Origin of the sequence: Pseudorhodoferax sp. Leaf267 (assembly GCF_001422405.1) — a bacterium.
Classification (GTDB): domain Bacteria; phylum Pseudomonadota; class Gammaproteobacteria; order Burkholderiales; family Burkholderiaceae_C; genus Pseudorhodoferax.
Genome location: NZ_LMMV01000012.1, coordinates 752,006 through 775,882 on the forward strand (window position 1 = coordinate 752,006; position 23,877 = coordinate 775,882).

The following is a 23,877-nucleotide window of genomic DNA, read 5'->3' on the forward strand; positions in this document are numbered from 1 at the left end:
TCAGGTCCTTTGCCCGTTCAGTCTTTGCGGTCGAAGCCTTGCTCGGCCATCCAATCGGCGCGGGCGTCCTCGCGGCTCTGGGCATCGGCGTCGTCCAGGTCGTCGGCCGAGAGGGTTGGTTCGTGGTCGTCGCTGTCGCGGTCGGCATCGGCGTCTTCCGATTCGTCGCCGTCATCCACGCCTGCGCTGGCATGCCGGGCGCTGCCGGCCATGTACTCCAGCGCGGCGGCCACGCAGAGGAAGTGATCGCCGGCCGCTTGCTGGCGCAGCATCTGCACCGTGGCCTGGGCCCAGGGCGCCACCGTGATGCTGTGCTGCAGGCTGTCCCACGCGGGCAGGTTGTCGGGCTCGCAGGCCAGCAATTGGTCAATGGCCGGCGCGGACGTGAAGTGGAAGGCCTTGTGCAGCACCACCGCCACCATCTCGGGGCTGAGCTCCAGCATGTGCACCAGGAAGCCGAGCTCACTGCGCCGCTCGGCCAGCCGCCGGTCCAGCACGAACTGGCCCTCCGAGTCGTGGCGCATGTCGTCGAGCTCGGCCATGTAGGCGGTGCGCAGGTTGTGGAAGAAGGGGGATACGTGCATCGGAGCCTAAATCAGCTTGCGGAAATAGTCGCCCCAGATCTCGCGCGCCGTTTCCAGCGGGTCGTCGAGCAGGTTGCGCTTGCGGTTGTGGTCGTAGGCCTCGCGCCTGGCCGCGTCGCCCAGGATGTCGTAGGCCTCCTGGATGGCGCGAAACCGCGTGGCGGCGTCGGGCGCGGGGTTGCGGTCCGGGTGGTGCAGGGCCGCCTGGTGGCGGTAGGCCTTCTTGATGTCCGCCAGGCTGGCGCCACTGCTGACACCCAGGGCGAGATAGTGGTTTTGCATGCGCTGCCTTGCTGCGGTTCGCGTGGGTCACGGCGAACCGCGAAAGGCGGCGATTGTAGGAGGCGGCGCGTGAATCCCGCGCCTGCGGCCCGCAAGGCCTCGGCTGCCGCCAGGGCGATCAGACCGGCGTCAGCACCGGCCGGCCGTTGAAGAACGCGTCCAGGTTGCCCAGCACCAGCGTGACCGAGGCCTGCACGGCCTCGGGCGAGCGCCCCGCGATGTGCGGCGTGATGACCACGTTGGGCAGGTCCAGCAGTTCGGCCGGCGGCGCGGGCTCGCTCTCGTAGACGTCGATGCCGGCCGAGGCGATGCGGCCCTCGCGCAGCGCCGCGGCCAGCGCGGCCGTGTCCACCACGCTGCCGCGTGCGATGTTGACCAGCGTGCCCTGGGGGCCCAGCGCGTCCAGCACCTGGGCGTCGACCAGGTGCTTCGTCTCGGCACCGCCCGGGGTGGCGACGACCAGGCAGTCGCACCACGCGGCCAGGGCGCGCGCGCTGTCGAAGTATTCGAACGGCAGGTCGGCCTTGCGGCTGCGGCTGTGGTAGCCCACGGGCATGTCGAAGCCGGCCGCGCGCTTGGCGATCTGCTTGCCGATGCCGCCCATGCCGAGCAGGCCGATGCGCTTCCCGCTCACGGTGGGCGTGTAGAACTGCAGCTGGTCGCGCCACAGGCCTTTGCGCACGCCGGTGTCCAACTGCACGATGCCGCGCACGGCCGCCAGCAGCAGGCCGAAGGCGTGGTCGGCCACGCAGGTTTCGTTGCTGCCGGCCGCGTTGGCCACGGCGATGCCGCGCGCCTTGGCCGCGGCCACGTCCACCAGCTCGTAACCCACGCCCAGCGTGTGCACCAGCTCCAGCGCGGGCAGGGCCGAGATCTCGGTGGCCGTCAGCCCGATGGTGCCGATCGTCAGCACGGCGCGGATGCGCGGGCCGTGCTCGGCGATGGCCTGGGCGCGGCGCGCATCGTTGTCGCCGACGATGACGTCGAAGCGGTCGCGGAACTGCTGCAGGTAAGCAGCTTGCAGCGGGCACAGCACGAGCAGGGGGATGGAGGCGGTCATCTGTTGAGGAGGGTAGGCGCGAAGCGGGCCAGTCTAGCAAGCACCCCTGCAGGCTTCAGGCGTAGGGAGCGATGGCGCGCAGCACCACGTCCTGCACCAGCTGGCGCGCGATCTTCTGCGTCTCGGTGGCGGGCCGGCGCGATGAGCGCACCAGCATGAGCTGGCTCATCAATCGCGGCTGGTGGATGCTGCGCACCTCGAACGGCTCGGCGTTCTCGAAATTGCTGAGCGTGTAGGCCGGCAGCACGGCATGGCCGAAGCCTTCCTTGACCAGGTTCAGGATGCCGTTCAGCCCGTCTACCTCCAGCGTGACGCGCAGCGCGCAGCCGATGCGCATGGCCTCGTCGTCGATGAGCAGGCGAAACGCGTTGGGCCGGCTGGGCAGGATCAGCGGCAGCGCGGTGACCTCCTTCAGCGTGATGCGCTCGCGGCCTTTGGCCGGTGTCTTGGTCCCCGGCCTGGCCGCGGCCTTGCGCGCTGGCCTGGCCGCGTCGCTGGGCGAGATCAGCACCAGCTCTTCCTCGTGCAGCGTGGCCAGTTCCATGTCGGGCGAGCGCTCGGGGTTGTACAGCACGGCCATGTCCAGCTTGCCCAGCCGCAGCCCGTCCACCATGCTGACCGAGAAGCCCTCGGTCAGCGTCACCTGCGCCTGCGGCAGCTGCGCGCGAAAGGCCTGCGTCAGCGGCACCGTGATCAGCCGGGACAGGCTGGGCGGCAGGCCGATGGACACGCGCCCGGCCAGCGCGCCGCGCGCCACGCCCAGTTCCTCGCGCGCCACATCCACCTGGTGCAGGATGCCGCGGCCGTGTTCCAGCAGCAGCTTGCCGGCCTCCGTGGGCGTGGCGCCACGCCCGTTGCGGGCCAGCAGGTTCTGCCGCAACTCCACCTCCAGCAGGCGGATCTGGCGCGACAGCGCGGGCTGCGCCACGTTCAGCGCGATGGCCGCGCGCGTGAAGCTGCCGAGCTCGGCCACACGCACGAAATACTCGAGTTGCTTGAGGTCCATGGGCTGCAAGTGTATTGAATAGCGCGCCGCGCGATATGCCGATGTGTTCTAACTGCTAGAGGGTGTTCCGGCTGGAACTTTGCAGGCTTACCGCGCAGAATTCCGCCGGTCAGTTGAGACCTGTAACCCGAGGAACGACATGAGCCAAAGCAACCCCCTGATCATCGACGTGCACGGCCACTACACGACCGCGCCCAAGGCCCTGGAGACCTGGCGCAACCAGCAGATCGCCGGCATCCAGGACCCGGCCCTCATGCCCAAGGTGGCGGATCTCAAGATCAGCGACGACGAGCTGCGCGAGAGCATCGAGCTGAACCAGCTGGCCAAGATGCGCGAGCGCGGCAGCGACATCACCATCTTCAGCCCGCGCGCCAGCTTCATGGCGCACCACATCGGCGACTTCAATGTGTCGTCGACCTGGGCGGCGATTTGTAACGAGCTGTGCTACCGCGTCTCGCAGCTGTTCCCCGACCACTTCATTCCTGCGGCCATGCTGCCGCAAAGCCCCGGCGTCGACCCCAAGACCTGCATCCCCGAGCTGGAGAAGTGCGTCAAGGAGTACGGCAACGTCGGCATCAACCTGAACCCGGACCCGTCCGGCGGCCACTGGACGAGCCCGCCGCTGTCCGACCGCAGCTGGTACCCGATCTACGAGAAGATGGTCGAGTACGACATCCCGGCCATGGTGCACGTCAGCACGAGCTGCAATGCCTGCTTCCACACCACCGGCGCGCATTACCTGAATGCCGACACCACGGCCTTCATGCAGTGCCTGACGTCCGATCTTTTCAAGGACTTCCCGACGCTGAAGTTCCTGATTCCGCACGGCGGCGGTGCCGTGCCCTACCACTGGGGCCGTTTCCGCGGGCTGGCGCAGGAGCTCAAGAAGCCGCTGCTGACCGAGCACCTGCTGAACAACATCTACTTCGACACCTGCGTCTACCACCAGCCCGGCATCGACCTCTTGACCAAGGTGATCCCGACCAAGAACGTGCTGTTCGCCAGCGAGATGATCGGCGCCGTGCGTGGCATCGACCCGGAGACCGGCCACTACTACGACGACACCAAGCGCTACGTGCTGAACACGCCCAACCTCACGGATGAAGACCGCTACCAGGTCTTCGAAGGCAATGCGCGCCGCGTGTTCAGCCGCCTGGACACGGCCCTCAAGGCCAAAAACAAGTAACCCGCAGGAGCATCACCATGTACGAACTCGGAGTCGTCTACCGCAACATCCAGCGCACGGACGCTGCCACCGCCGACGGGCTCGCCGCGCTGGGCTCGGCCACCGTGCACGAGGCCATGGGCCGCGTGGGCCTGCTCAAGCCCTACATGCGCCCGATCTACCCGGGCGCCCAGGTGTCCGGCACGGCCGTGACGGTGCTGCTGCACCCGGGCGACAACTGGATGATGCACGTGGTCGCGGAGCAAATTAAGCCCGGCGACATCGTGGTCGCCGCCATCACGGCCGAGTGCACCGACGGCTACTTCGGCGACCTGCTGGCCACCAGCTTCCAGGCGCGCGGCGCGCGTGCGCTGATCATCGACGCCGGCGTGCGCGACGTGAAGACGCTGAAAGAGATGAACTTCCCGGTGTGGAGCAAGGCCATCAGCAGCAAGGGCACGATCAAGGCCACCATCGGCTCGGTCAACATCCCCGTGGTCTGCGCCGGCATGCTGGTCACGCCGGGCGACGTGATCGTGGCGGACGACGATGGCGTGGTCTGCGTGCCGCGCGCCATCGCGGCCAAGACGCTGGAGGCTGCGCAGAAGCGTGAGAGCTTCGAGGGCGAAAAGCGTGACAAGCTGGCCAGCGGCGTGCTGGGCCTGGACATGTACAAGATGCGCGAGCCGTTGGCGGCAGCGGGCTTGAAGTACATCGATTGAGCGCGATGTTCAAACGCCTCGTGCTGGCCTGCGTGGCCACTGCGCTGTTGGCCGGTGCCGCATACGCGCAGACCTACCCGAACAAGCCGATCAAGCTCGTGGTCGGCTACTCGGCCGGCGGCGCGGTCGACATCGTTGCGCGCACCGTGGGCCAGGCCATGTCGGCCAGCATGGGCCAGCCCATAGTCGTGGAGAACAAGCCCGGCGCCGGCACGAACATCGCCGTCAAGTCGGTCATCGACGCCGCGCCGGACGGCTACACGCTGATGCTGGCTGCCAACGCACTGGCGGCCAACATGGCGCTGTACCAGCCCGCACCGTTCGACGCCGAGCGCGACTTGGCGCTGATCGCGCAGGTGGGCCGCGTGCCGGTGGTGATCGCGGCGAACCCGGCCGTGCCGTACAACACGGTGGCCGAGTTGATCGCCGCCGCCAAGGGCAAGCCCGATTCCATCGCATTCGCCAGCCCCGGCAACGGCGCCACGCCGCACATGGCGGTCGAGCTCTTTGCCAAGGCCGCCGGCATCGCGCTGCAGCACGTGCCCTACCGCGGCGGCGCGCAGGCCATCACCGACACCATCGGCGGCCAGGTGCCGCTGGTGGCGGTGAACGCGCTGGAGGCCTTGCCCCATGTGAAGAGCGGCAAGCTCAAGGTGCTGGCCGCGCTGAGCGCCAAGCGCACCAGCATCTTCCCGGACACGCCGACGATCGCCGAATCCGGCTACCCGGGCTTCGAGGCCTCGGTCTGGTACGGCTTCGTCGCACCGGCCGCCACGCCCAAGGCCGTGGTCGACAAGCTGTACGCCGAGGTGCAAAAGGCCCTGGCCACGCCCGAGGTGCAGGCGCGCATGAGCGGCGTGGGCGGCGAGGTCACGCCCGGCCCCGCCACGCAGTTCGCCACGCTGGTGCGCGCGGAGCGCCAGCGCTACGAGAAGCTGGTGCGTGAGACCGGCATCAAGCCTGATTGAAACGACAACCCGAGAGAGACGACATGCAAGCAACCCCACGCCGCACCCTGGTGCGCTTCGCTATCGCCGCCGGTGCACTGGCCGCGGCCCTGCCGTTCGCGGCCCAGGCCCAGCAGTTCCCGACCAAGCCCGTGCGCATCATCACGCCGTTCCCCGTGGGCGGCGGCCCGGACGGCGTGGCCCGCCTGGTGGCCGACAAACTATCGCGCACCTGGGGCCAGAGCGTGATCGTGGAAAACCGCCCGGGCGGCAACGGCTTCATCGCCATCGACGCGTGGAAGCGCGGCGCCAAGGACGGCCACGACATCCTGGTGCTGGACAACGTGCACCTGGCCGCCTACCCGGCGCTGTTCAAGAAGCTGCCCTACGACCCGGTGAAGGACTTCGACACGCTGCTGCCGCTGTTCAAGACGCACTTCTTCTTCACGGTGTCGACCACCAGCAAGTACAAGACGGTGGGAGACATCATCGCGGACGCCAAGGCCAACCCGGGCAAGCTGAACTACGGCTCCTGGTCCATCGGCAACCCGGTGCACCTGGGCTCGGAGCTGTTCGAGAGCGCCACCGGCACGCAGATGGAGCACGTGATCTACAAGGAGACCACGCAGCTCTACACCGGCGTCTCCACGGGCGAGCTGGCGTTTGCGCTGGGCAGCGCCGCCACGGCCGGCCCGCTGCAGCGCGCAGGCAAGCTGCGCTTTCTGGCGATCACGGCGCCCAAGCGCTCGGCCGACTTCCCGGACGTGCCCACGGTGGCCGAATCCGGAGGCCCCAAGGACTTCGTCGTGACCGGCTGGAACGCGTTCGCCGTGCCGCCCGGCCTGCCGGCCGCCACCACCGACAAGATCAAGGCCGATGTCGAAGCCGCGCTGTCGGGAGCCGACGTGCAGGAGAAGTTCAAGAGCTTCGGCTACGAACCCTTCCCGACCACGCGCGCGCAGTTCACGCAGTTCGTGAAAGACGAATCGCAGCGCTTCGGCGATGTGATCCGCAAGGCCAATGTCACGCTGGATTGACGACACACCCACCCGAGGAGACAAATTCATGAAGCCATCTGTTTTGCCACGCCGCGCTGCACTTTTCGCGCTGTCGGCGCTCGCCGCAACCGCCGCCACCTGGGGCACGGCCGCCCACGCGCAGGACGCCGCCAAGTGGCCCACGCGCACCGTGCGCCTGATCACGCCGTACCCCACCGGCGGCGCGCCCGACGCCATCGGCCGTGTGATCGCCGACAAGCTCTCGCGCAAGTGGGGCCAGCCGGTGGTGGTGGAGAACCGCCCGGGCGGCAACGGCTTCATCGCCATCGACGCGTGGAAGCGCGGCGCCAAGGACGGGCACGACCTGATCCAGCTCGACAGCGTGCACCTGGCCGCCTATCCCTACCTGTTCAAGAAGCTGCCGTACGACCCGGCCAAGGACTTCGACGTGCAGGCCACGCTGTGGAAGGCCTACATGATGGTGGTGGTGCCGACCAACAGCAAGTACAAGAACGTGGCCGACGTGATCGCCGACGCCAAGGCCAACCCCGGCAAGATCGACTACGGCTCCTGGTCCATCGGCAACCCGGTGCACCTGGGCATGGAAGACCTGCAGCAGCTGACCGGCACCAGCATGCAGCACATCATCTACAAGGAAACCTCGCAGCTGTACACGGCGGTGGCCAACGGCGAACTGCCCGTGACGCAGGGCACGGCCGGCACCACGGGGCCGCTGTACAAGGCCGGCAAGGTGCGTTTCCTGGCCGTGGCGGCGCCGCAGCGGCTGAAGGCCTACCCCGACGTGCCGACGGTGGCCGAGGCCGGTGGCCCGAAGGACTACGAGGTCAGCGGCTGGAACATCATCGCCGCGCCCAAGGGCCTGCCGCAGGCTGTGGCCGACAAGATCCGCGCCGACATCAACGAGGCCGTGCTCAGCAGCGACGTGCAGGACCGCTATGCCAACTTCGGCTACGTGCCCATGTCGCTGGACCGCGCCCAGACCGAGGCCTTCATCGCCTCGGAGACCAAGCGGCACGAAGCCATCATCAAGCGCGCCAAGATCGAACTGCAGTGAGACCCACACCATGAGCAAACCCACCACAGGACCCTTCGAGAAAACCGCCGGCTGGATGGACTGGTACGCCGGCCCCAGCAAGCCCCGGTTCCAGCTGCCCACAGGCGCCGTCGATGCGCATTGCCACGTGTTCGGCCCGGGCGGCGAGTTTCCGTACGCCCCCGAGCGCAAGTACACGCCGTGCGACGCCAGCAAGGCGCAGCTCTACGCGCTGCGCGACCACCTGGGCTTTGCGCGCAACGTGGTCGTGCAGGCCACCTGCCACGGCGCGGACAACCGCGCCATGGTCGATGCCTGCAAGTCCTCGGGCGGCAAGGCGCGCGGCGTGGCCACGGTCAAGCGCAGCATCAGCGATGCCGAGCTGCAGGAGTTGCACGATGCCGGTGTGCGCGGCGTGCGCTTCAACTTCGTCAAGCGCCTGGTCGACTTCACGCCCAAGGACGAGCTGCTGGAGATCGCCGGCCGCATCCACAAGCTGGGTTGGCACGTCGTCATCTACTTCGAGGCGGTGGACCTGCCCGAACTGTGGGACTTCTTCACCGCGCTGCCGACCACCGTGGTGGTGGACCACATGGGCCGCCCCGACGTGAGCAAGCCGATCGACGGCCCCGAGTTCGCGCTGTTCGAGAAGTTCATGCGCGAGCACACCAATGTGTGGAGCAAGGTGAGCTGCCCCGAGCGGCTGTCCGTCACCGGCCCCAAGGCCTTGAATGGCGAGCAGAACGCCTACCAGGACGTGATCCCCTTCGCGCGCCGCATCGTCGAGCAGTTCCCCGACCGCGTGCTGTGGGGCACCGACTGGCCGCACCCCAACCTGAAGGACCACATGCCCGACGACGGCCTGCTGGTCGACTTCATCCCGCATATCGCGCCGACCGCCGAGCTGCAGAAGAAGCTGCTCGTCGACAACCCGATGCGCCTGTATTGGCCGGAAGAGGTCTGACATGGCTTTGAACAAACCTTATCTGGATGTGCCCGGCACGACCATCTTCGACGCCGACCAAAGCCGCAAGGGCTACTGGCTCAACCAGTTCTGCATGAGCCTCATGAAGGCCGAGAACCGCACGCGCTTCAAGGCCGACGAAGACGCCTACCTGGCCGAGTGGCCGATGACGGAAGAGCAGCGCGCCGCAGTGCGCGCACGCGACCTGAACTGGGCCATGCGCACGGGCGGCAACATCTACTTCCTGGCCAAGCTGGGCGCGACCGATGGCCTGTCGTTCCAGCAGATGGCGGGCTCCATGACCGGCATGACCGAGCACGCCTACCGCGACATGATGATTGGCGGCGGCCGCAGCGCCGAAGGCAACCGCGTGCTGGGCGAGGGCGGCAACGCCCAGGGCCCTGCCTCGCAGTCCGCGGCCTGGAAGGAATGGGAGCTCACGCACCAGGAAGCCCTGGCCGCGGAGATCATGGGTGAGCATGCGGCACGCCAGACCGGCGCTGGCGCATCCGAAGGCCATGCACGCATCACGGCCTCGGTCTACACCTCGCACGTGCCTGCCATCGGCGCGGCCATCGACCTGGGCAAGACCGAGGAGCCGTACTGGAAGCCGCTGTTCGCAGGCTACGAGCCTTCCAAGCAGTGGATGCGCGAGAACAAGCCCGACGTGGTGTTCCTGGTCTACAACGACCACGCGACCAGCTTCGATCTGGGCATGATCCCGACCTTTGCCATCGGCACCGCGGCCGAGTTCGAGCCCGGCGACGAAGGCTACGGCCCGCGGCCCGTGCCCAAGGTCATCGGCCACCCCGAGCTGGCCTCGCATATCGCGCAGTCGGTGATCCAGCAGGACTTCGACCTCACCATCGTGAACGACCTGAAGGTGGACCACGGCCTCACGGTGCCGATGAATTTGCTGTTCGGCTCGCCCGAGGCCTGGCCGGTCAAGGTCATCCCGTTCCATGTGAACGTGGTGCAGTACCCCGTGCCCTCGGGTGCGCGCTGCTTCGCGCTGGGCCAGGCGATCCGCCGCGCCATCGAGTCCTATGACGCGCCGCTCAAGGTGCAGATCTGGGGCACGGGCGGCATGAGCCACCAGCTGCAGGGCCCGCGCGCCGGCCTCATCAACAAGGAGTGGGACAACAAGTTCCTGGACCGTTTGATCGCCGAGCCGGCCGAGCTGGCCAAGGTCTCGCACATCGAATACGTGCGCGAGGCCGGCAGCGAGGGCATCGAGCTCGTGATGTGGCTGATCGCGCGCGGCGCGATGAGCGACGTCGACGGTGGCCCGGCCCCGACGCTCAAGCACCGCTTCTTCCACGTGCCGGCGTCGAACACCGCTGTCGGCCACCTCATCATGGAAAACAACTGATCATGACCAAGACCATCAAAGTCGCACTCGCGGGCGCCGGCGCCTTCGGCATCAAGCACCTGGACGGCATCAAGAACATCGATGGCGTCGAAGTCGTCTCGCTGATCAGCCGCGACCTGGAGAAGACCCGGGAAGTGGCCGACAAGTACGGCATCCAGCATGTCACGACGGATCTGGCCGACAGCCTGGCCCTCCAGGAAGTGGACGCCGTGATCCTGTGCACGCCCACGCAGATGCACGCGTCGCAGACGATCGCCTGCCTGAAGGCCGGCAAGCACGTGCAGGTCGAGATCCCGCTGGCCGACAGCCTGAAGGACGCCGACGAAGTCGTGGCCCTGGCCAAGCAGAGCGGCCTGGTCGCGATGTGCGGCCACACGCGGCGCTTCAACCCCAGCCACCAGTACGTGCACAACAAGATCAAGGCTGGCGAGTTCAACATCCAGCAGATGGATGTGCAGACCTACTTCTTCCGACGCACCAACATGAACGCGCTGGGCCAGGCCCGCAGCTGGACCGACCACCTGCTGTGGCACCACGCCGCGCACACCGTGGACCTGTTCGCCTACCAGGCCGGCAGCCCCATCGTGAAAGCGAATGCCGTGCAAGGCCCGATCCACAAGGACCTGGGCATCGCCATGGACATGAGCATCCAGCTCAAGGCCGAGAACGGCGCGATCTGCACGCTGTCGCTCAGCTTCAACAACGACGGCCCGCTGGGCACTTTCTTCCGCTACATCGGCGACACCGCGACCTACATCGCGCGCTACGACGACCTGTTCAACGGCAAGGAGGAGAAGATCGACGTCTCCAAGGTGGACGTGTCCATGAACGGCATCGAGCTGCAGGACCGCGAGTTCTTCGCCGCGATCCGCGAAGGGCGCGAGCCGAACAGCAGCGTGGCACAGGTGCTGGCCTGCTATCGCGTGCTGCAGGATCTGGAAAAGCAGCTGGAAGGCTGATCGCGCCACCATCACGCAAAGGCCGCCTGCTCGTGCACCGAGCCGGCGGCTTTTTGCATCGTGCCAGCGCCGCGTAGGATGGCACGACCCCATCAATCTCTGGACCATCTTGCCCATGCAACAACGCACCATCGGACCCTTCACCGTCTCGGCCATCGGCCTGGGCTGCATGAACCTCAGCCATGCCTATGGCCAGCCGCCGTCGCCCGAGCAGGGCGAGCGCCTGCTGCTCGCTGCGCTGGACGCCGGGGTCACGCTGTTCGACACGGCTGCGCTGTACGGCTTCGGCGCCAACGAAGAGCTGGTCGGCCGCGTGCTGGCGCCGCACCGCGGCAAGTTCACCTTGGCCAGCAAGGGTGGCATGGCCGGTGTGCGTGGTGACGACGGCCAACTGCGCCGCGTGATCGACGGCAGCCCCGAGGCCGTGCGCCGCAACTGCGAAGACAGCCTGCGCCGGCTCAAGACCGATGTGATCGACCTGTATTACCTGCACCGCTGGGACAAGCAGGTGCCGATCGAGGACAGCGTGGGCGCACTGGCCGACCTCGTGCGCGCGGGCAAGGTGCGCACCATCGGCCTGTCGGAGGTGTCGGCCGCGACGCTGCGCAGGGCGCATGCCGTGCATCCCATCACGGCGGTGCAGACCGAGTACTCGCTGTGGACGCGCAACCCCGAGATCGCCGTGCTCGACGCCTGCCGCGAGATCGGCGCCGCCTTCGTCGCGTTCAGCCCACTGGCGCGCGCGTTCCTGACCGGCAAGCTGATGGACGTGACCGGGCTGGACGCCAAGGACATCCGCCGGCCCATGCCGCGCTTCGCGCCCGACAACTACGCGGCCAACCTGCAGTTGCTCAAACCCTACGCCGCGCTGGCGCAGGAACTGGGCTGCACGCCGGCCCAGCTGGCGCTGGCCTGGCTGCTGCACAAGGCCCCGCACATCGTGCCGATCCCGGGCACGACGAACCTGGACCATCTGCACGAAGACCTTGGCGCCGCCGATGTGCGTCTGTCGGCCGAAGCGATGGCGCGCGTCGACGCGCTGATCCACCAGCGCAACGTGGTCGGGCCGCGCTACACGCCGCAGGCGACCGGCGAGGTCGATACCGAGAACTTCTGACGGCGCTCAGCGGGCCGGCACGCCGGCCTGCCATTGCGGCCAGTTCACGACGATGTCGTCGACCACGCGGGTGCCGACCAGGGCGATGTTCTGCACCGTTTCGGCGAAGCCGCCTGCCGTCTCGCCCGGGGCCGGGTCCAGGTGCTGCAGCGTGGTTTCTTGGGGGTTGCCCTGGTCGAAGTTGACGGCGCCGCGCAGGCTCATGATGCGGTCCGTGCCGTGCGTGCGCTGGATCACCAGCGCGATGGCGGCTGCCTCCATCTCGGTGATCACGTAGTCGTCGGCGCCGTAGAGCTTGGCGATGTACTGCGCCTGCTTCGACATGCCGGGCCCGTGGAAGAAGGTGTCGCCCGTCATGTGCGTGCCGGTGGTCACCTTGGGGGCGCGCCGCGCCTCGGTGTCTGGGTAGCGCTGGCGGTATTTGGCTGCGCTGTCCGAGTCCCGCAGCGGTGTGGACGCCGACAGCTGCATGGCACGGGCCACGAGCGCCGGGTTGAGCTGGAAGCGGCGGTAGGCCTCGTAGCCCTTGCGCGGCATGAAGGTCGGCGCGCCCGGTGTGTTTTCTTCGGGTGCCCAGCGGTGGCCCAGGTCGTAGTCCACGAGCCAGGTCGCCCAGCTGACATCGGCGATCGTGCCGCGCGAGGGCGGCGTGCCGGCCACGCCAGAGACCACGTAGTAGGCCTTGGAGAAGTCGAATGCCGGGTTCAGCACGATGGCCTGCATGGACGCGGACGAGTTGACCTTGCCCATGCCCAGCACGGCGCCGCAGACACCGTCGGCATTGCAGTACACGGGCTGCAGGGCGCCGGGCACGGTGACCGGCGTCGCGCTCTTCCAGTAGCGTTCGTACCAATGCTGGAACTCGCCAGCGCGGTCGCCGGTGTTCTGGCCGATCTCGAACATCGCGGCGATGAAGACCTTGACCTGCACGGGTTGCGCAGCCGTCTGCCGGGGCGCTGTCGTGGCGCAACCTGCCAGCAGGGCGCAGGCCAATAGGGCCGCGAGGTGGAGGGGGCGAGGGTGCAGGCGCATGGACGTCTTTCGAGGATGGGCGAAGGCGTGGAGTCTAAGAGCCGCGCCCCGCGCGCGACATGAAACGAAACAAACCGAAACCGCGGCGAGACCCCCGTGCCAGCGTGCAGCACGACCATACGGGCCATGTTCAACATCTGCCTGAAAGGCACGACACCATGAAATCCTGGATCAAACGCAGCCTGGCTGGCCTGGCCGGCGCCGCCCTCGTCGTCGGCAGCCTGGGCGCCTGCAGCCACCGCATGGAGGGCGCACGCTGGAACGCCAGCCCCGAGGAATCGGCCGCCATGCGCGCCAGGATGGTCGACCGCGTGAGCGGCAAGCTGGACCTGGACGCCGCGCAGAAGGCCAAGCTCGAGGTGCTGGCCGGCAAGCTGCACGAGCAGCGCATCGCGCTGGTCGGCTCCATGCAGAACCCGCGCGCCGAGATGCAGGCGCTGGTGGCGGGCGAGAAGTTCGACCGCACGCGCGCGCAGTCGCTGGTGGCCGAGAAGACCGCCGCGCTGAACGCCAAGAGCCCCGAGGTCGTGGCCGCGCTGGGCGACTTCTACGACAGCCTGAACGCCACGCAGCAGCAGAAGGTGCGCGACTTCCTGCAGCGGCGCGGCGGCTGGCGCCGGGGCTGACCGCGTGCGGGTCGGCAAGCTGACAATGGGTGCATGCCCCGCATCCTGCTGATCGACGACGACGCGCAACTGGGCGCGCCGCTGGCCACCTACTTCGCGCGCTTCGACCTCGAACTGGCGCATGCGCTGCACCCGGACCAGGGCCTGGCGCTGCTGCGCGCAGGCGGCTTCGATGCGGCGATCCTGGACGTGATGCTGCCTGGCATGGACGGCTTCGCGCTGTGCCGCGCGATCCGCAAGGACAGCGACATCCCGATCCTGATGCTGACCGCGCGCGGCGAGGTCATGGACCGCGTGGTCGGCCTGGAGCTGGGCGCGGACGATTACGTGCCCAAGCCCTTCGAGCCGCGGGAACTGGTCGCGCGCGTGCAGACCGTGCTGCGCCGGCGGCCCGCCGTGGTGCCGGCGGGCGGCAGGCTGCGTTTCGACGGCCTGGAGATCGACCCGGTGACGCGCAGCGCGTGGCGCCAGGGCGAGTTGGTCGACCTGACGGGCACCGAGTTCGAGCTGCTGCATTTGCTGGCGCGCGAGCCGGGCCGCGTCTGGAGCCGCGACGACATCTTGAACCAGCTGCGTGGCCACGAGGCCGAGCTCTACACACGCGCGGTCGACATCGTGGTCAGCCGCCTGCGCAAGAAGCTGGAGCCGCTGGACGCGATCAAGACGCTGCGCAATGCCGGCTATGCGCTGGGGTTGGCCCCCGTGGTGGCCGGCCGTGGCTGACACGCCCCGCCCACGCGCGCGCTGGCACCGGCGCGCCCGCACGGCGTTGCGGCACTCGCTGCGCTTGCGGCTGGTGGCGCTGTTCCTGCTGCTGGCGCTGGCGATGACCGTGATCTTCATCGCCGGCATGCAGCGTGCGCTGTCGGTGGGCTGGCGCGATGCGGCGCGCCCGCTGGTGGCCGACTACGTGGACCGCCTGATGGCCGAGATCGGCAGCCCGCCCGACATCGCCAAGGCCCAGGCCCTGGCGCAGCGCCTGCCCATCGGCATCCAGATCAGCGGGCCGGTGGTGAACTGGTCGACCGAGGCCGCGCGGCCTGCCTGGCGCGGCCGCTTCGGCGATGGCGACGGGCCGGCCGAGTCCCTGCTGCGCCACACCACGGCCGATGGTCACCGCATCGTGCTGGGCATCCGCATGTCGGAGTGGCACAGCAAGCCGCGCCGCGTCGGCTGGATGACGCTGGCCGCGCTGCTGTTGCTGACCGCGCTGGCCTATGCCTACGTGCACCGGCTGCTGCGGCCGCTGCAGGACATCCGGGCGGGCGCGCAGCGCTTCGGCGGCGGCGACTTCGCACAGCCCATTGCGGTGCGGCGGCACGACGAGCTGGGCGAGCTGTCCGGTGACATCAACGCCATGGCGCAGGACCTGCACCAGATGCTGGAGGCCAAGCGCGCCTTGCTGCTGGCGATCAGCCACGAGTTGCGCAGCCCGCTCACGCGCGCGCGCCTGCACACCGAGCTGCTGCCGGACCAGGCCGAGCTGGCATCGTCCAAGGCCGCGTTGCTGCGCGACCTGGGCGAGATGCGCGACCTGGTCACCGACCTGCTGGAAAGCGAGCGCCTGGCCACACGGCATGCTGCGCTGCAGTTGGAGCCGACCGACCTGGCGGCCCTGGCGCACGAGGTGATCGAGGGGCTGGCCACTCAGGAGAGCGGGGCACCGCTGCCAGTCCTGCATGCCGCTCCCGGCTTGCCGCAACCCATGCTGGATCGCACGCGCATGCGCCTGCTGCTGCGCAACCTGCTGGGCAACGCGCTGCGCCACAGCGCCGGTGCGGCCTTGGCGCCCGAACTGCATCTGGAACAAGCCCAGGGCGGCATCACGCTGCGCGTGCGCGACCATGGCCCGGGCGTGGACGACGCCGTGTTGCCGCACCTGGCCGAGCCCTTCTACCGGCCGGATGCGTCTCGCGAGCGCGGCAGCGGTGGCGTCGGCCTGGGCCTGTACCTGTGCAAGCTCGTGGCGCAGGCACACGGCGCGCGCTGGCGCGTACGCAATGCGCACCCAGGTCTGGAAGTGCGCGTCGATCTTCCAGCCCCATAGAAAAAGCCCGCTCAAGAGCGGGCTTCGAGGCTTGGGCGCCGGAGACGCTTACAGCGTGTCGATGAAGCTGCGCAGCTTGTCGCTGCGGCTCGGATGCTTGAGCTTGCGCAGCGCCTTGGCTTCGATCTGGCGGATGCGCTCACGCGTCACGTCGAACTGCTTGCCGACTTCTTCCAGCGTGTGGTCGGTCGACATTTCGATGCCGAAGCGCATGCGCAGCACCTTGGCTTCGCGCGGGGTCAGCGAATCGAGGATGTCCTTGACCACGTCGCGCAGGCCGGCCTGCATGGCCGCATCGATGGGCGCGGTGTTGGCGCTGTCTTCGATGAAATCGCCCAGGTGGCTGTCGTCGTCGTCGCCGATGGGCGTTTCCATGGAGATCGGCTCCTTGGCGATCTTCATGATCTTGCGGATCTTGTCTTCCGGGATCTCCATGCGCTCGGCCAGGATGGACGCATCGGGCTCGAAGCCGAATTCCTGCAAGTGCTGGCGGCTGATGCGGTTCATCTTGTTGATCGTCTCGATCATGTGCACCGGGATGCGGATCGTGCGCGCCTGGTCCGCGATCGAGCGCGTGATGGCCTGGCGGATCCACCACGTGGCATAGGTCGAGAACTTGTAGCCGCGGCGATATTCGAACTTGTCGACCGCCTTCATGAGGCCGATATTGCCTTCCTGGATCAGGTCCAGGAACTGCAGGCCGCGGTTGGTGTACTTCTTGGCAATCGAGATCACGAGGCGCAGGTTGGCCTCGATCATTTCCTTCTTGGCATCGCGCGACGAGGCTTCGCCTTCGTTCATGCGCTTGTTGATGTCCTTGAGCTCGTCCAGAGGCACGACCACGCGCGACTGGATGTCCATCAGCTTTTGCTGCAGGTCCTGCACCGGCGGAATGTTGCGGCCCATGATGGCAGCCCAGGGCTTGTTGGAGTGCGCCTGCTTTTCGATCCACTTGAGGTCGAGCAGGTGCGAGGGCACCTTGTTGCCCATCTTGTCGCGGCCGCTGAAGTCGGCGATGAACTGTTCCTGGGGGTAGCCGCACTTGTCCACGATGATGCGGCGCAGCTCGCGTTCCTTCTTGCGCACGTCGTCCACCTGCGTGCGCAGCAGGTCGCACAGCTTCTCGATGGTCTTGGCCGTGAAGCGGATGGTCATCAGCTCTTCGCTCAGCGCCTGCTGGGCCTTGACGTAGACCGGCGTGCCGTAGCCGTCGCGGTCGTAGGCCTTGTGCACCTTCTCGAACAGGTCGCGCAGCGTGTCGATGCGCGACAGCGCCTCGTTCTTGAGCTCTTCGAGCTTCTTGGTCAGCGCCTTGGAGCCGCCCTTGCCGTCGTCGTCATCGGCGGCGTCGAACTCGTCGAAGTCTTCCTCGGCCACATAGTCGTCGGCCTCGTTGGGGTCGGTGAAGCCGTCCACCACGGTGGAGATCACGACCTTGCCTTCGCGGATTTCCTCGCCCAGGCGGAACACCTCGGCCAGCGTCGCCGGGCTGGCGCTGATGGCCTCCATCATGCGCATCAGGCCGCCTTCGATGCGCTTGGCGATCTCGATTTCGCCTTCGCGCGTCAGCAGCTCGACCGTGCCCATTTCGCGCATGTACATGCGCACCGGGTCGGTGGTGCGGCCGAATTCGCTGTCCACGGTGGACAGCGCGGCCTCGGCGGCTTCCTCGGCCTCTTCTTCGGTCGAGCCGGTGGGCGCGTTGTCGGTGATGATCATCGACTCGGCGTCCGGCGTCTGCTCATAGACAGCCACGCCCAGGTCGTTCAGCGTCGCGATCACCACTTCCAGCGTCTCGGCGTCGACCAGCTTGTCGGGCAGGTGGTCGGAGATCTCGCCGTGCGTCAGATAGCCGCGCGTCTTGCCCAGCTTGATCAGCGCCTTCAGGCGTTGGCGGCGCTTGGCCATGTCTTCTTCGGACAGGACGGTTTCGTCCAGGCCGAATTCCTTCATCAAGGCCCGCTCCTTGGCCTTGCTGATCTTCATGCGCAGCGGCTTGACCTTCTCGGTCGTGGCAGCGGCTGCAGCCGGCGTGGCCTCCGCGGGCTCCTCGGCGAACTCGGCCTCGATGTCGGACATGTCCTCGCCGACGTCGTCGTCCAGATCGGCCTTGGCGGTCTTCTTGCTGGCCTTCTTGGCGGGCGCGTCGGCCGCGGCGGCCTTGGGCGGGCGTCCAGGCTTCTTCTTGGTCACGGTTTCATCGGCGGCGGCGGCAGTGGCCTTCTTGGCGACGGCGGGTTTTTCCGAGGCGGGGGTCTTGGATGCGGGCAATGTCTTGGCTTTCGTAGGGGACTTGGCAGCCGGCTGCGCTTTGGGCGCGGGCTTGGCTACAGCTTTCGCAGCGGGCTTGGCGGCGGGTTTGACGGCTGGCTTCTCGGACTTCTGACTAGGCATGGGTGACCTCGAACATCGGAACAAACGTGAAACATGCGCCGCAACAAGCCCGGCGCGAGGGCGAGCGGAACGGCTCTCGGAGAAAAGCGTTCCATTGGCAAGATGGGTGGGCGAACATTTGGAGTGCAGCCCTTGCGATAGGGGAGGCCTGTCGTGCGCGCGTTGGCATCGGTCGGCCGGTCTCGGAGGTACTGCTGTCGCTCTTGCCGGAGATAGCCCTACATTATAGCGTCCGGCCCCAATTTCAAGAGAGCGAGGCCTTGCGCACCGCGAACTGGCGCAGGATCAGCTCGCGTTCCTGGCCGATGCGGGCCGGGTCGGAGGGCGGCAAGGTCCGCAGCCGCTTCAATTCCTCGTTGATCACGTCCAGATGGAGCTTGACCAGCGTGGCCCGCACATCGGCCAGCGGCACATCCTCGATTTCGATCACGCGGCCCATGGGCTGCAGGCCGTCCTGGGCCACCAGCCTGCGTGCGATCGCCTCAAACGGCTGCTCCTGGATGCCGATGTCCAGCGCCGCCCAGGGTTGCGGGCCATGCTCGTGCACCTGCTGGTCCGTCCAGCGAAACAGATCGCCGTAGGGCCCTTCGAGCGAGCAGAGCAGGTCGTGGTCGGCGCCGTTCAATCCTTCCCATAGGCTGGTGTTGCGCAGCACCAGCGTGGCGACATGGCTGGCGTAGGCGTCGATCGACGGCCGGGCCGCCAGGCGGGTGCGTGAGCCATAGGCGCGCTCGCCGCCGGTGTCCTTGCGACTGGGCTTGCGCCGCGGCCTGGCCTCGGCGGGGGCAGCCTTGGGCTCCCACAGTTCGCCGAGTTCGCGCGGGTCGAGCTGCACGAGTTCCGCGATGTCGCCCAGCAGCTGGCGCTTCAGCGCGCCGTCCGGCAGCTGGGACCACAGCGGCTTGGCATTGCTGGCCAGGTGCGCACGGCCCTCGGCGGATTGCAGGTCGCAGCCTTCGCGCGCGACGTCGATCAGGAAACGCGACAGCGGCACGGCGTCGCCCACGCACAGCGCAAACGCGTCCTGGCCGTGCGCGCGGATGTAGCTGTCGGGGTCGTGCTCGGCCGGCAGGAACAGGAACTTCACGCTGCGCACGTCGGTCGCGTAGGGCAGGGCACCTTCCAGCGCCTTGCGCGCTGCGCGCCGGCCGGCGGCGTCACCGTCGAAGCTGAAGACGACCGTGTCCGTGAAGCGGAACAGCTTGTGCACGTGGTCCGGCGTGCAGGCCGTTCCCAGGGTGGCCACTGCATTCGGGAAACCCAGCTGCGCCAGCGCAACCACGTCCATGTAGCCCTCGGTGACCAGCACGTAGCCCGCCTCGCGCAGGGCGTCGCGCGCTTCGTACAGGCCGTACAGCTCCCGGCCCTTGCTGAACACGGGCGTTTCCGGTGAGTTCAGGTATTTGGGCTTCTCGTCGCCCAGCACCCGGCCGCCGAAGCCGATGCACTCGCCCTTGACGTTGCGGATGGGGAACATCAGCCGGTCGCGGAAGCGGTCGTAGCGCTTCTCGTCGGCCGCGTCCTCGGTGTTCAGGATCACCAGGCCGCTGTCGACCAGCAGCGGGTCGTCGTAGTGCGGGAACACACTGGCCAGGTTGCGCCAGCCCTCGGGCGCATAGCCCAGGCCGAAGCGCTTGGCGACCTGGCCCGACAGGCCGCGGCGCTTGCAGTAGTCGATGGCGCGGCTCGACTGCTTGAGCTGCTGGCGCCAGGATTCGCCGGCCTTCTCCAGCACGTCGTTCAGCGTGGCCTGCCGCTGGCGCTGCTCGCTGGCGCGCTGGCGTTCCTCGGGCGAGCTGTCGTCGTCTGGAACGGTCAGTCCGACCTGCTGGGCCAGGTCCTGCACGGCTTCGCGAAAGCCCGCGCCCGTGTGTTCCATCAGGAAGCTCACGGCATTGCCGTTCTTGCCGCAGCCGAAGCAGTGGTAGAACTGCTTGCTGGGGCTGACGGAGAACGACGGCGACTTCTCGCCGTGGAAGGGGCACAGCCCCATGAAGTTGGCGCCGCCCTTTTTCAACTGCACATAGCGGCCGACCACCTCGACCACGTCGACGCGGGCGAGGAGTTCCTGGACGAAGGACTGGGGGATGGCCACGGGGCGAGCTTAGCCGGCCGGGCGACGGCGCCGGGGTCGAAGGGTCAACGCGGCGCCAGGCGGATCGCGCCGTCCAGGCGGATGACCTCGCCGTTCAACATGTCGTTCTCGAAGATGTGCACGGCCAACCGGGCGTAGTCCTCGGGCGTGCCCAGGCGCGAAGGGAAGGGCACGCTGGCGGCTAGCGCGTCCTGCACCTCTTGCGGCATGCCGAACAGCATCGGTGTGCCGAAGATGCCGGGCGCGATGGTCATGTTGCGGATGCCGGTCTTGGCCAGGTCGCGTGCGATCGGCAGCGTCATGCCGACGATGCCGCCCTTGGACGCGCTGTAGGCAGCTTGGCCGATTTGGCCGTCGTAGGCCGCGACCGAGGCCGTGGAAATCAGCACACCGCGCTCGCCGGTGGCTTCTGGCACGTTCTTGCCCATGGCCTCGGCAGCCAGCCGGATCATGTTGAAGCTGCCGAGCAGGTTGACCGTCAGCGTCTTGTGGAAAACCCCCAGGCTGTGCGCACCGTTCTTGCCCACCGTCTTCTCGGCCGGCGCGATGCCGGCGCAGTTGACCAGACCCATGAGCTTGCCCAAGGCAACGGCCTGCGCCACGGCGGCCTGGCCGTCGGCCTCCTGGCTCACGTCGCAGCGCACGAAGGCGCCGCCGATGTCCCGCGCCACAGCCTCGCCCTTGTCCGCCTGCATGTCGGCGATGACGACCTTGCCGCCCTTGGCGGCCAGCATGCGCGCCGTGCCTTCGCCCAGGCCCGATGCGCCGCCGGTGACGATGAAGACCTTGCCTGCGATGTCCATGTGTGCTCCTTCAGTTGACGTTGACGTAAACGTCAATTATGAATCGTGGCAATCCTGCCGCCCAAACGAAATCGCCGCCCGGGCAGGGCGGCGATCGTGAGGCGAGAGCGGCTTACTGGAAACCGACCCGGTCCAGCATCTGCTGCACCTTCAGCTGGTGCGCGCCGACCGCGCCGATCGGGATGGTCTCGCTCTTGAACGGCCCGCCGGACATGGCGGTCAGCGCCGGGTTGTTGAACTGCACACCCTTGGCCGCCGGCCACTCGTTGTTGCCATTGGCGAAGTAGTTCTGCGCCTCCGGGCTGGCCAGGTATTCCAGCAGCTTGATGGCGTTGTCGCGGTTCTTCGCGTGCTTGGCGACGGCGCCGCCGGCGATGTTCAGGTGGGTGCCCCAGGAGTCCTGGTTCGGGAACACGACGCCTACGCGCTCCGCGACCTTGCGGTCTTCTGGGTTCGACGAGCGGATCAGGCGTGCCAGGTAGTAGCTGTTGGTCACTCCGACGGCGCATTCGCCGGACGCGACAGCCTTGATCTGGTCGGTGTCGCCGCCCTTGGGGGGGCGCGCCAGGTTGGCGTTCACGCCGCGCAACCATTCCTCGGCACGCGTCTCGCCCATGTGCTCGGTCACGGCGCCGAAGAGGCTCAGGTTGTAGGGGTGTGAACCCGAACGGATGCAGATCTTGCCCTTGAGTTGGGGCGAGGCCAGCTTCTCGTAGGTGTCGACATCGCCCTTCTTGATGCTGGTCTTGTCGTAGACGATGACCCGTGCGCGTGTGGAAAAGCCGAACCACGGGATGCCGCCGTCGGCCGTGGGCTGGGCGCGCAGGTTGGCGGGGATGGCGTCTTCGAGCAGCTTGGAGCGGATCGGCTGGAACAGCCCGTCGGCCTCGCCGCGGTACAGCCGCGCGGCGTCGACCAGCAGGATCACGTCGGCAGGCGATGCCGTGCCTTCGGCCTTCAGGCGCGCAATGATGCCGGCGTCGTCGGCGTCCACGCGGTTGATCTTGATGCCGGTGGCCTTGGTGAAGCCCGTGTAGAGCGCTTCATCGGTGTTGTAGTGGCGGGCGGAATACAGGTTGACGACTTGGTCCTGTGCCAGCGCCGTGCCGGCCGCGAGCACCAGTGCCATCGCGGAGAGGGCATGTTTCAGCATGAAGAGGGTCCTTGAGCGTTAGAGCCGGCGATGTTAAGGCCAAACGCGAATCATTCTTGTGCAACCTGTCGGCGCGCGGGGCATTGCGGAGAACAAAAAAAGGCCCCGTGCAAACGGGGCCCTTGAAGGGATCCCTGAATTCCGATGAATTCGAAGAGACCCGAGGAGACAACTCGCGGGAGCGGCAGTGGCCGCTTCCCTGTAGAGCAATTTAGCGCTTCTTGGCAGCAGCGGTAGCGGTCTTGCCGGCGTTCAGGGCCGAGGTCGACACGGCGTTGAAGTTGGCTTCAGCGACGTCGCTGGCTTGCTTCACGGCCTTTTGCACGGATTCCAGGGCGTTCGTGCCAGCGGCAACGGCGCTCTTGAAGACGGCGACGGCGGTTTCGGAACCGGCGGGGGCGTTCTTGGCAGCGCTGTCCACAACGGACAGGAACTTCTTCTGGGCTTCGGTGGCTTGGGCTTCCAGAGCCTTGCTCAGTTCAGCGCCAGTGCCTTGGGCGATTTCGTACACGTGACGGCTGTAGGCAGCGGTCTTTTCAGCCAGGGGTTGCAGCATGGAAGCTTGCAGGGCCAGCAGCTCTTGCGCGTCCTTGACGGACAGGGCAGCTTGCGTGTGGTCAGCAGCTTCGGCCAGGGCAGCCTTGGAAGCGGTGACGTTCAGTTCGACCAGCTTTTCCACGCCTTCGAAGGCCTTGGTGGTCAGACCGAACAGGATGTCGAAGTTGGCTTTGTGCGTGGCCAGGATTTGTTCAGCGTTCAGCATATGAATCTCCAATAGAGTGTTGATGAAGTTTCTGCTTTGCCGCCCCATCCTGAGGAATGTTGCAGTGCAGCATGGAACGAATTATAGGGATGGCGAGACTGCTGGCAAGCCCTTTTTGTTGCGACGCAGCAATCTAGAGGGCGGCTTCTAATTCGCTCGCGAATCGCGCGAACGATGCGCGCTGGCAGAATTTGCCGATGCCTGCCTCAGCACCCCATTCCGCAGTTCCGGCCCCAGTCCGCGCGCAGGCCCGCCCGCGCGACGACTTCCGGGTGTTCCGCAGCATCCCGACCCGTTGGGCGGACAACGATGCCTATGGGCACGTCAACAACGTCGTCTACTACAGCTGGTTCGACACGGCGGTCAATGCGCACCTCATCGAGCAGGGTGCGCTGGACATCGAACGCAGCACCACCATCGGCCTCGTGGTGGAGACCCAATGCCAGTACTTCGCGCCGCTGGCTTTTCCACAAGTGGTCGAGGCCGGCCTGCGCGTTGCGCGCCTGGGTGCCACCAGCGTGCGCTACGAAGTAGGCCTGTTCGCCCAAGGTGCACCGATGAGCGCGGCGCACGGCCATTTCGTTCACGTCTATGTAGACCGGGCGACGCGCCGGCCCGTGTCGCTTCCTGCCGCCTTGCTAGCTGTACTGGAGCGCCTGCTCTGAACGGCGTTCGGGCCGGACGGGTTCTCACCCGATCCGGCCCGAACTGGCCTGCCCTGCGCCATCGCGCAG

General features: G+C 67.3%; 23 protein-coding genes and 1 pseudogene. 14 read left to right on the plus strand and 10 right to left on the minus strand.

Annotated elements, in window-relative coordinates:
* Positions 1–17: 17 nt before the first annotated feature.
* From ASF43_RS15335 to ASF43_RS15350, 4 genes are all read right to left on the minus strand, one after another.
* Positions 18–584 carry a hypothetical protein gene (locus ASF43_RS15335; protein ID WP_056182652.1) on the minus strand — a complete coding sequence of 189 codons (567 nt, stop codon included), beginning with the start codon at positions 582–584 and terminating at the stop codon, positions 18–20.
* Positions 585–590: 6 nt separating this feature from the next.
* Positions 591–866 (minus strand): DnaJ domain-containing protein, encoded by a 276-nt coding sequence (locus tag ASF43_RS15340; protein ID WP_056182656.1) that lies wholly within the window; start codon positions 864–866, stop codon positions 591–593.
* Between the two features lie 118 nt (positions 867–984).
* Entirely contained in the window at positions 985–1,926 is a 942-nt protein-coding gene (locus ASF43_RS15345; protein WP_056182659.1) for a 2-hydroxyacid dehydrogenase, read from the minus strand.
* Between the two features lie 55 nt (positions 1,927–1,981).
* Positions 1,982–2,932: a LysR substrate-binding domain-containing protein gene (locus ASF43_RS15350; protein ID WP_056182662.1), complete on the minus strand. Its 951-nt coding sequence runs from the start codon at positions 2,930–2,932 to the stop codon at positions 1,982–1,984.
* A 157-nt stretch (positions 2,933–3,089) separates the two neighbouring features.
* Between ASF43_RS15350 and ASF43_RS15355 the strand changes: the two genes are divergently transcribed.
* The 10 genes and pseudogenes from ASF43_RS15355 to ASF43_RS15395 all read left to right on the plus strand — a co-directional run bounded on the left by ASF43_RS15355 (position 3,090) and on the right by ASF43_RS15395 (position 12,230).
* Positions 3,090–4,118 (plus strand): amidohydrolase family protein, encoded by a 1,029-nt coding sequence (locus ASF43_RS15355; protein WP_056183451.1) that lies wholly within the window; start codon positions 3,090–3,092, stop codon positions 4,116–4,118.
* Between the two features lie 17 nt (positions 4,119–4,135).
* Complete coding sequence (gene ligK, locus ASF43_RS15360; RefSeq protein ID WP_056182666.1) at positions 4,136–4,819, plus strand: 4-carboxy-4-hydroxy-2-oxoadipate aldolase/oxaloacetate decarboxylase; 684 nt, start codon at positions 4,136–4,138, stop codon at positions 4,817–4,819.
* A 5-nt stretch (positions 4,820–4,824) separates the two neighbouring features.
* Positions 4,825–5,787 (plus strand): tripartite tricarboxylate transporter substrate binding protein, encoded by a 963-nt coding sequence (locus ASF43_RS15365; protein WP_056182669.1) that lies wholly within the window; start codon positions 4,825–4,827, stop codon positions 5,785–5,787.
* Between the two features lie 23 nt (positions 5,788–5,810).
* Positions 5,811–6,803: a tripartite tricarboxylate transporter substrate binding protein gene (locus ASF43_RS15370; RefSeq protein WP_056182671.1), complete on the plus strand. Its 993-nt coding sequence runs from the start codon at positions 5,811–5,813 to the stop codon at positions 6,801–6,803.
* Positions 6,804–6,831: 28 nt separating this feature from the next.
* A complete protein-coding gene (locus tag ASF43_RS15375) occupies positions 6,832–7,839 on the plus strand; it encodes a tripartite tricarboxylate transporter substrate binding protein (RefSeq protein WP_056182674.1) in 1,008 nt (335 codons plus the stop codon).
* Between the two features lie 10 nt (positions 7,840–7,849).
* Positions 7,850–8,782, plus strand: a complete 933-nt coding sequence (locus ASF43_RS15380; RefSeq protein ID WP_056182676.1) for an amidohydrolase family protein — start codon at positions 7,850–7,852, stop codon at positions 8,780–8,782.
* Between the two features lies 1 nt (position 8,783).
* Positions 8,784–9,152 (plus strand): annotated as a pseudogene (ligA, locus tag ASF43_RS31745) (protocatechuate 4,5-dioxygenase subunit alpha); the annotation flags it as partial.
* A 99-nt stretch (positions 9,153–9,251) separates the two neighbouring features.
* Complete coding sequence (locus tag ASF43_RS15385) at positions 9,252–10,154, plus strand: class III extradiol dioxygenase subunit beta (protein ID WP_056183453.1); 903 nt, start codon at positions 9,252–9,254, stop codon at positions 10,152–10,154.
* Positions 10,155–10,156: 2 nt separating this feature from the next.
* On the plus strand, positions 10,157–11,113 hold the full coding sequence (locus tag ASF43_RS15390; RefSeq protein ID WP_056182679.1) for a Gfo/Idh/MocA family oxidoreductase: 957 nt from the start codon (positions 10,157–10,159) through the stop codon (positions 11,111–11,113).
* A 115-nt stretch (positions 11,114–11,228) separates the two neighbouring features.
* Complete coding sequence (locus tag ASF43_RS15395) at positions 11,229–12,230, plus strand: aldo/keto reductase (protein ID WP_056182683.1); 1,002 nt, start codon at positions 11,229–11,231, stop codon at positions 12,228–12,230.
* Between the two features lie 6 nt (positions 12,231–12,236).
* Here the strand turns inward: ASF43_RS15395 and ASF43_RS15400 are convergent, their stop codons facing one another.
* On the minus strand, positions 12,237–13,160 hold the full coding sequence (locus ASF43_RS15400; RefSeq protein WP_235578255.1) for a purine nucleoside permease: 924 nt from the start codon (positions 13,158–13,160) through the stop codon (positions 12,237–12,239).
* 260 nt (positions 13,161–13,420) lie between these two features.
* Here ASF43_RS15400 and ASF43_RS15405 point away from each other — a divergent pair, with 260 nt between their 5' ends.
* From ASF43_RS15405 to ASF43_RS15415, 3 genes are read left to right on the plus strand one after another with little or no spacing between them, the layout of a single operon-like run.
* Positions 13,421–13,888, plus strand: a complete 468-nt coding sequence (locus ASF43_RS15405) for a Spy/CpxP family protein refolding chaperone (protein WP_056182687.1) — start codon at positions 13,421–13,423, stop codon at positions 13,886–13,888.
* Between the two features lie 33 nt (positions 13,889–13,921).
* Positions 13,922–14,611, plus strand: a complete 690-nt coding sequence (locus ASF43_RS15410) for a response regulator transcription factor (RefSeq protein WP_056182690.1) — start codon at positions 13,922–13,924, stop codon at positions 14,609–14,611.
* Positions 14,604–15,935, plus strand: coding sequence for a HAMP domain-containing sensor histidine kinase (locus ASF43_RS15415; protein ID WP_056183455.1), 1,332 nt, complete (start codon positions 14,604–14,606; stop codon positions 15,933–15,935). Before ASF43_RS15410 ends, ASF43_RS15415 begins: the two co-directional genes overlap by 8 nt.
* A gap of 48 nt (positions 15,936–15,983) precedes the next feature.
* On the opposite strand, the gene rpoD is transcribed toward ASF43_RS15415, so the two are convergent.
* The 5 genes from rpoD to ASF43_RS15440 form a co-directional block, all read right to left on the minus strand.
* Positions 15,984–18,329 carry an RNA polymerase sigma factor RpoD gene (gene rpoD / locus ASF43_RS15420; protein WP_056182693.1) on the minus strand — a complete coding sequence of 782 codons (2,346 nt, stop codon included), beginning with the start codon at positions 18,327–18,329 and terminating at the stop codon, positions 15,984–15,986.
* Between the two features lie 244 nt (positions 18,330–18,573).
* Complete coding sequence (gene dnaG, locus ASF43_RS15425) at positions 18,574–20,424, minus strand: DNA primase (RefSeq protein ID WP_056182695.1); 1,851 nt, start codon at positions 20,422–20,424, stop codon at positions 18,574–18,576.
* A gap of 44 nt (positions 20,425–20,468) precedes the next feature.
* Positions 20,469–21,227 carry a 3-hydroxyacyl-CoA dehydrogenase gene (locus ASF43_RS15430; RefSeq protein ID WP_056182697.1) on the minus strand — a complete coding sequence of 253 codons (759 nt, stop codon included), beginning with the start codon at positions 21,225–21,227 and terminating at the stop codon, positions 20,469–20,471.
* Between the two features lie 112 nt (positions 21,228–21,339).
* Positions 21,340–22,380: an extracellular solute-binding protein gene (locus ASF43_RS15435; RefSeq protein ID WP_056182700.1), complete on the minus strand. Its 1,041-nt coding sequence runs from the start codon at positions 22,378–22,380 to the stop codon at positions 21,340–21,342.
* A gap of 211 nt (positions 22,381–22,591) precedes the next feature.
* Positions 22,592–23,143, minus strand: a complete 552-nt coding sequence (locus ASF43_RS15440) for a phasin family protein (protein ID WP_056182703.1) — start codon at positions 23,141–23,143, stop codon at positions 22,592–22,594.
* 197 nt (positions 23,144–23,340) lie between these two features.
* Here ASF43_RS15440 and ASF43_RS15445 point away from each other — a divergent pair, with 197 nt between their 5' ends.
* Positions 23,341–23,808 carry a thioesterase family protein gene (locus tag ASF43_RS15445; RefSeq protein ID WP_056182706.1) on the plus strand — a complete coding sequence of 156 codons (468 nt, stop codon included), beginning with the start codon at positions 23,341–23,343 and terminating at the stop codon, positions 23,806–23,808.
* The last annotated feature ends 69 nt before the right edge of the window (positions 23,809–23,877 follow it).

Bases quoted from the DNA above. Each gene is read 5' to 3' on its own strand.
- ASF43_RS15405 (WP_056182687.1), top strand. From the start codon at position 13,421: ATGAAATCCTGGATCAAACGCAGCCTGGCTGGCCTGGCCGGCGCCGCC.
- ASF43_RS15440 (WP_056182703.1), bottom strand. From the start codon at position 23,143: ATGCTGAACGCTGAACAAATCCTGGCCACGCACAAAGCCAACTTCGAC.
- ASF43_RS15365 (WP_056182669.1), top strand. From the start codon at position 4,825: ATGTTCAAACGCCTCGTGCTGGCCTGCGTGGCCACTGCGCTGTTGGCC.
- ASF43_RS15370 (WP_056182671.1), top strand. From the start codon at position 5,811: ATGCAAGCAACCCCACGCCGCACCCTGGTGCGCTTCGCTATCGCCGCC.
- ASF43_RS15390 (WP_056182679.1), top strand. From the start codon at position 10,157: ATGACCAAGACCATCAAAGTCGCACTCGCGGGCGCCGGCGCCTTCGGC.
- ASF43_RS15335 (WP_056182652.1), bottom strand. From the start codon at position 584: ATGCACGTATCCCCCTTCTTCCACAACCTGCGCACCGCCTACATGGCC.
- ASF43_RS15395 (WP_056182683.1), top strand. From the start codon at position 11,229: ATGCAACAACGCACCATCGGACCCTTCACCGTCTCGGCCATCGGCCTG.
- ASF43_RS15385 (WP_056183453.1), top strand. From the start codon at position 9,252: ATGGGTGAGCATGCGGCACGCCAGACCGGCGCTGGCGCATCCGAAGGC.
- ligK (WP_056182666.1), top strand. From the start codon at position 4,136: ATGTACGAACTCGGAGTCGTCTACCGCAACATCCAGCGCACGGACGCT.
- ASF43_RS15435 (WP_056182700.1), bottom strand. From the start codon at position 22,380: ATGCTGAAACATGCCCTCTCCGCGATGGCACTGGTGCTCGCGGCCGGC.
- rpoD (WP_056182693.1), bottom strand. From the start codon at position 18,329: ATGCCTAGTCAGAAGTCCGAGAAGCCAGCCGTCAAACCCGCCGCCAAG.
- ASF43_RS15375 (WP_056182674.1), top strand. From the start codon at position 6,832: ATGAAGCCATCTGTTTTGCCACGCCGCGCTGCACTTTTCGCGCTGTCG.
- ASF43_RS15410 (WP_056182690.1), top strand. From the start codon at position 13,922: ATGCCCCGCATCCTGCTGATCGACGACGACGCGCAACTGGGCGCGCCG.
- ASF43_RS15430 (WP_056182697.1), bottom strand. From the start codon at position 21,227: ATGGACATCGCAGGCAAGGTCTTCATCGTCACCGGCGGCGCATCGGGC.
- ASF43_RS15445 (WP_056182706.1), top strand. From the start codon at position 23,341: ATGCCTGCCTCAGCACCCCATTCCGCAGTTCCGGCCCCAGTCCGCGCG.
- ASF43_RS15345 (WP_056182659.1), bottom strand. From the start codon at position 1,926: ATGACCGCCTCCATCCCCCTGCTCGTGCTGTGCCCGCTGCAAGCTGCT.
- ASF43_RS15350 (WP_056182662.1), bottom strand. From the start codon at position 2,932: ATGGACCTCAAGCAACTCGAGTATTTCGTGCGTGTGGCCGAGCTCGGC.
- ASF43_RS15340 (WP_056182656.1), bottom strand. From the start codon at position 866: ATGCAAAACCACTATCTCGCCCTGGGTGTCAGCAGTGGCGCCAGCCTG.
- ASF43_RS15380 (WP_056182676.1), top strand. From the start codon at position 7,850: ATGAGCAAACCCACCACAGGACCCTTCGAGAAAACCGCCGGCTGGATG.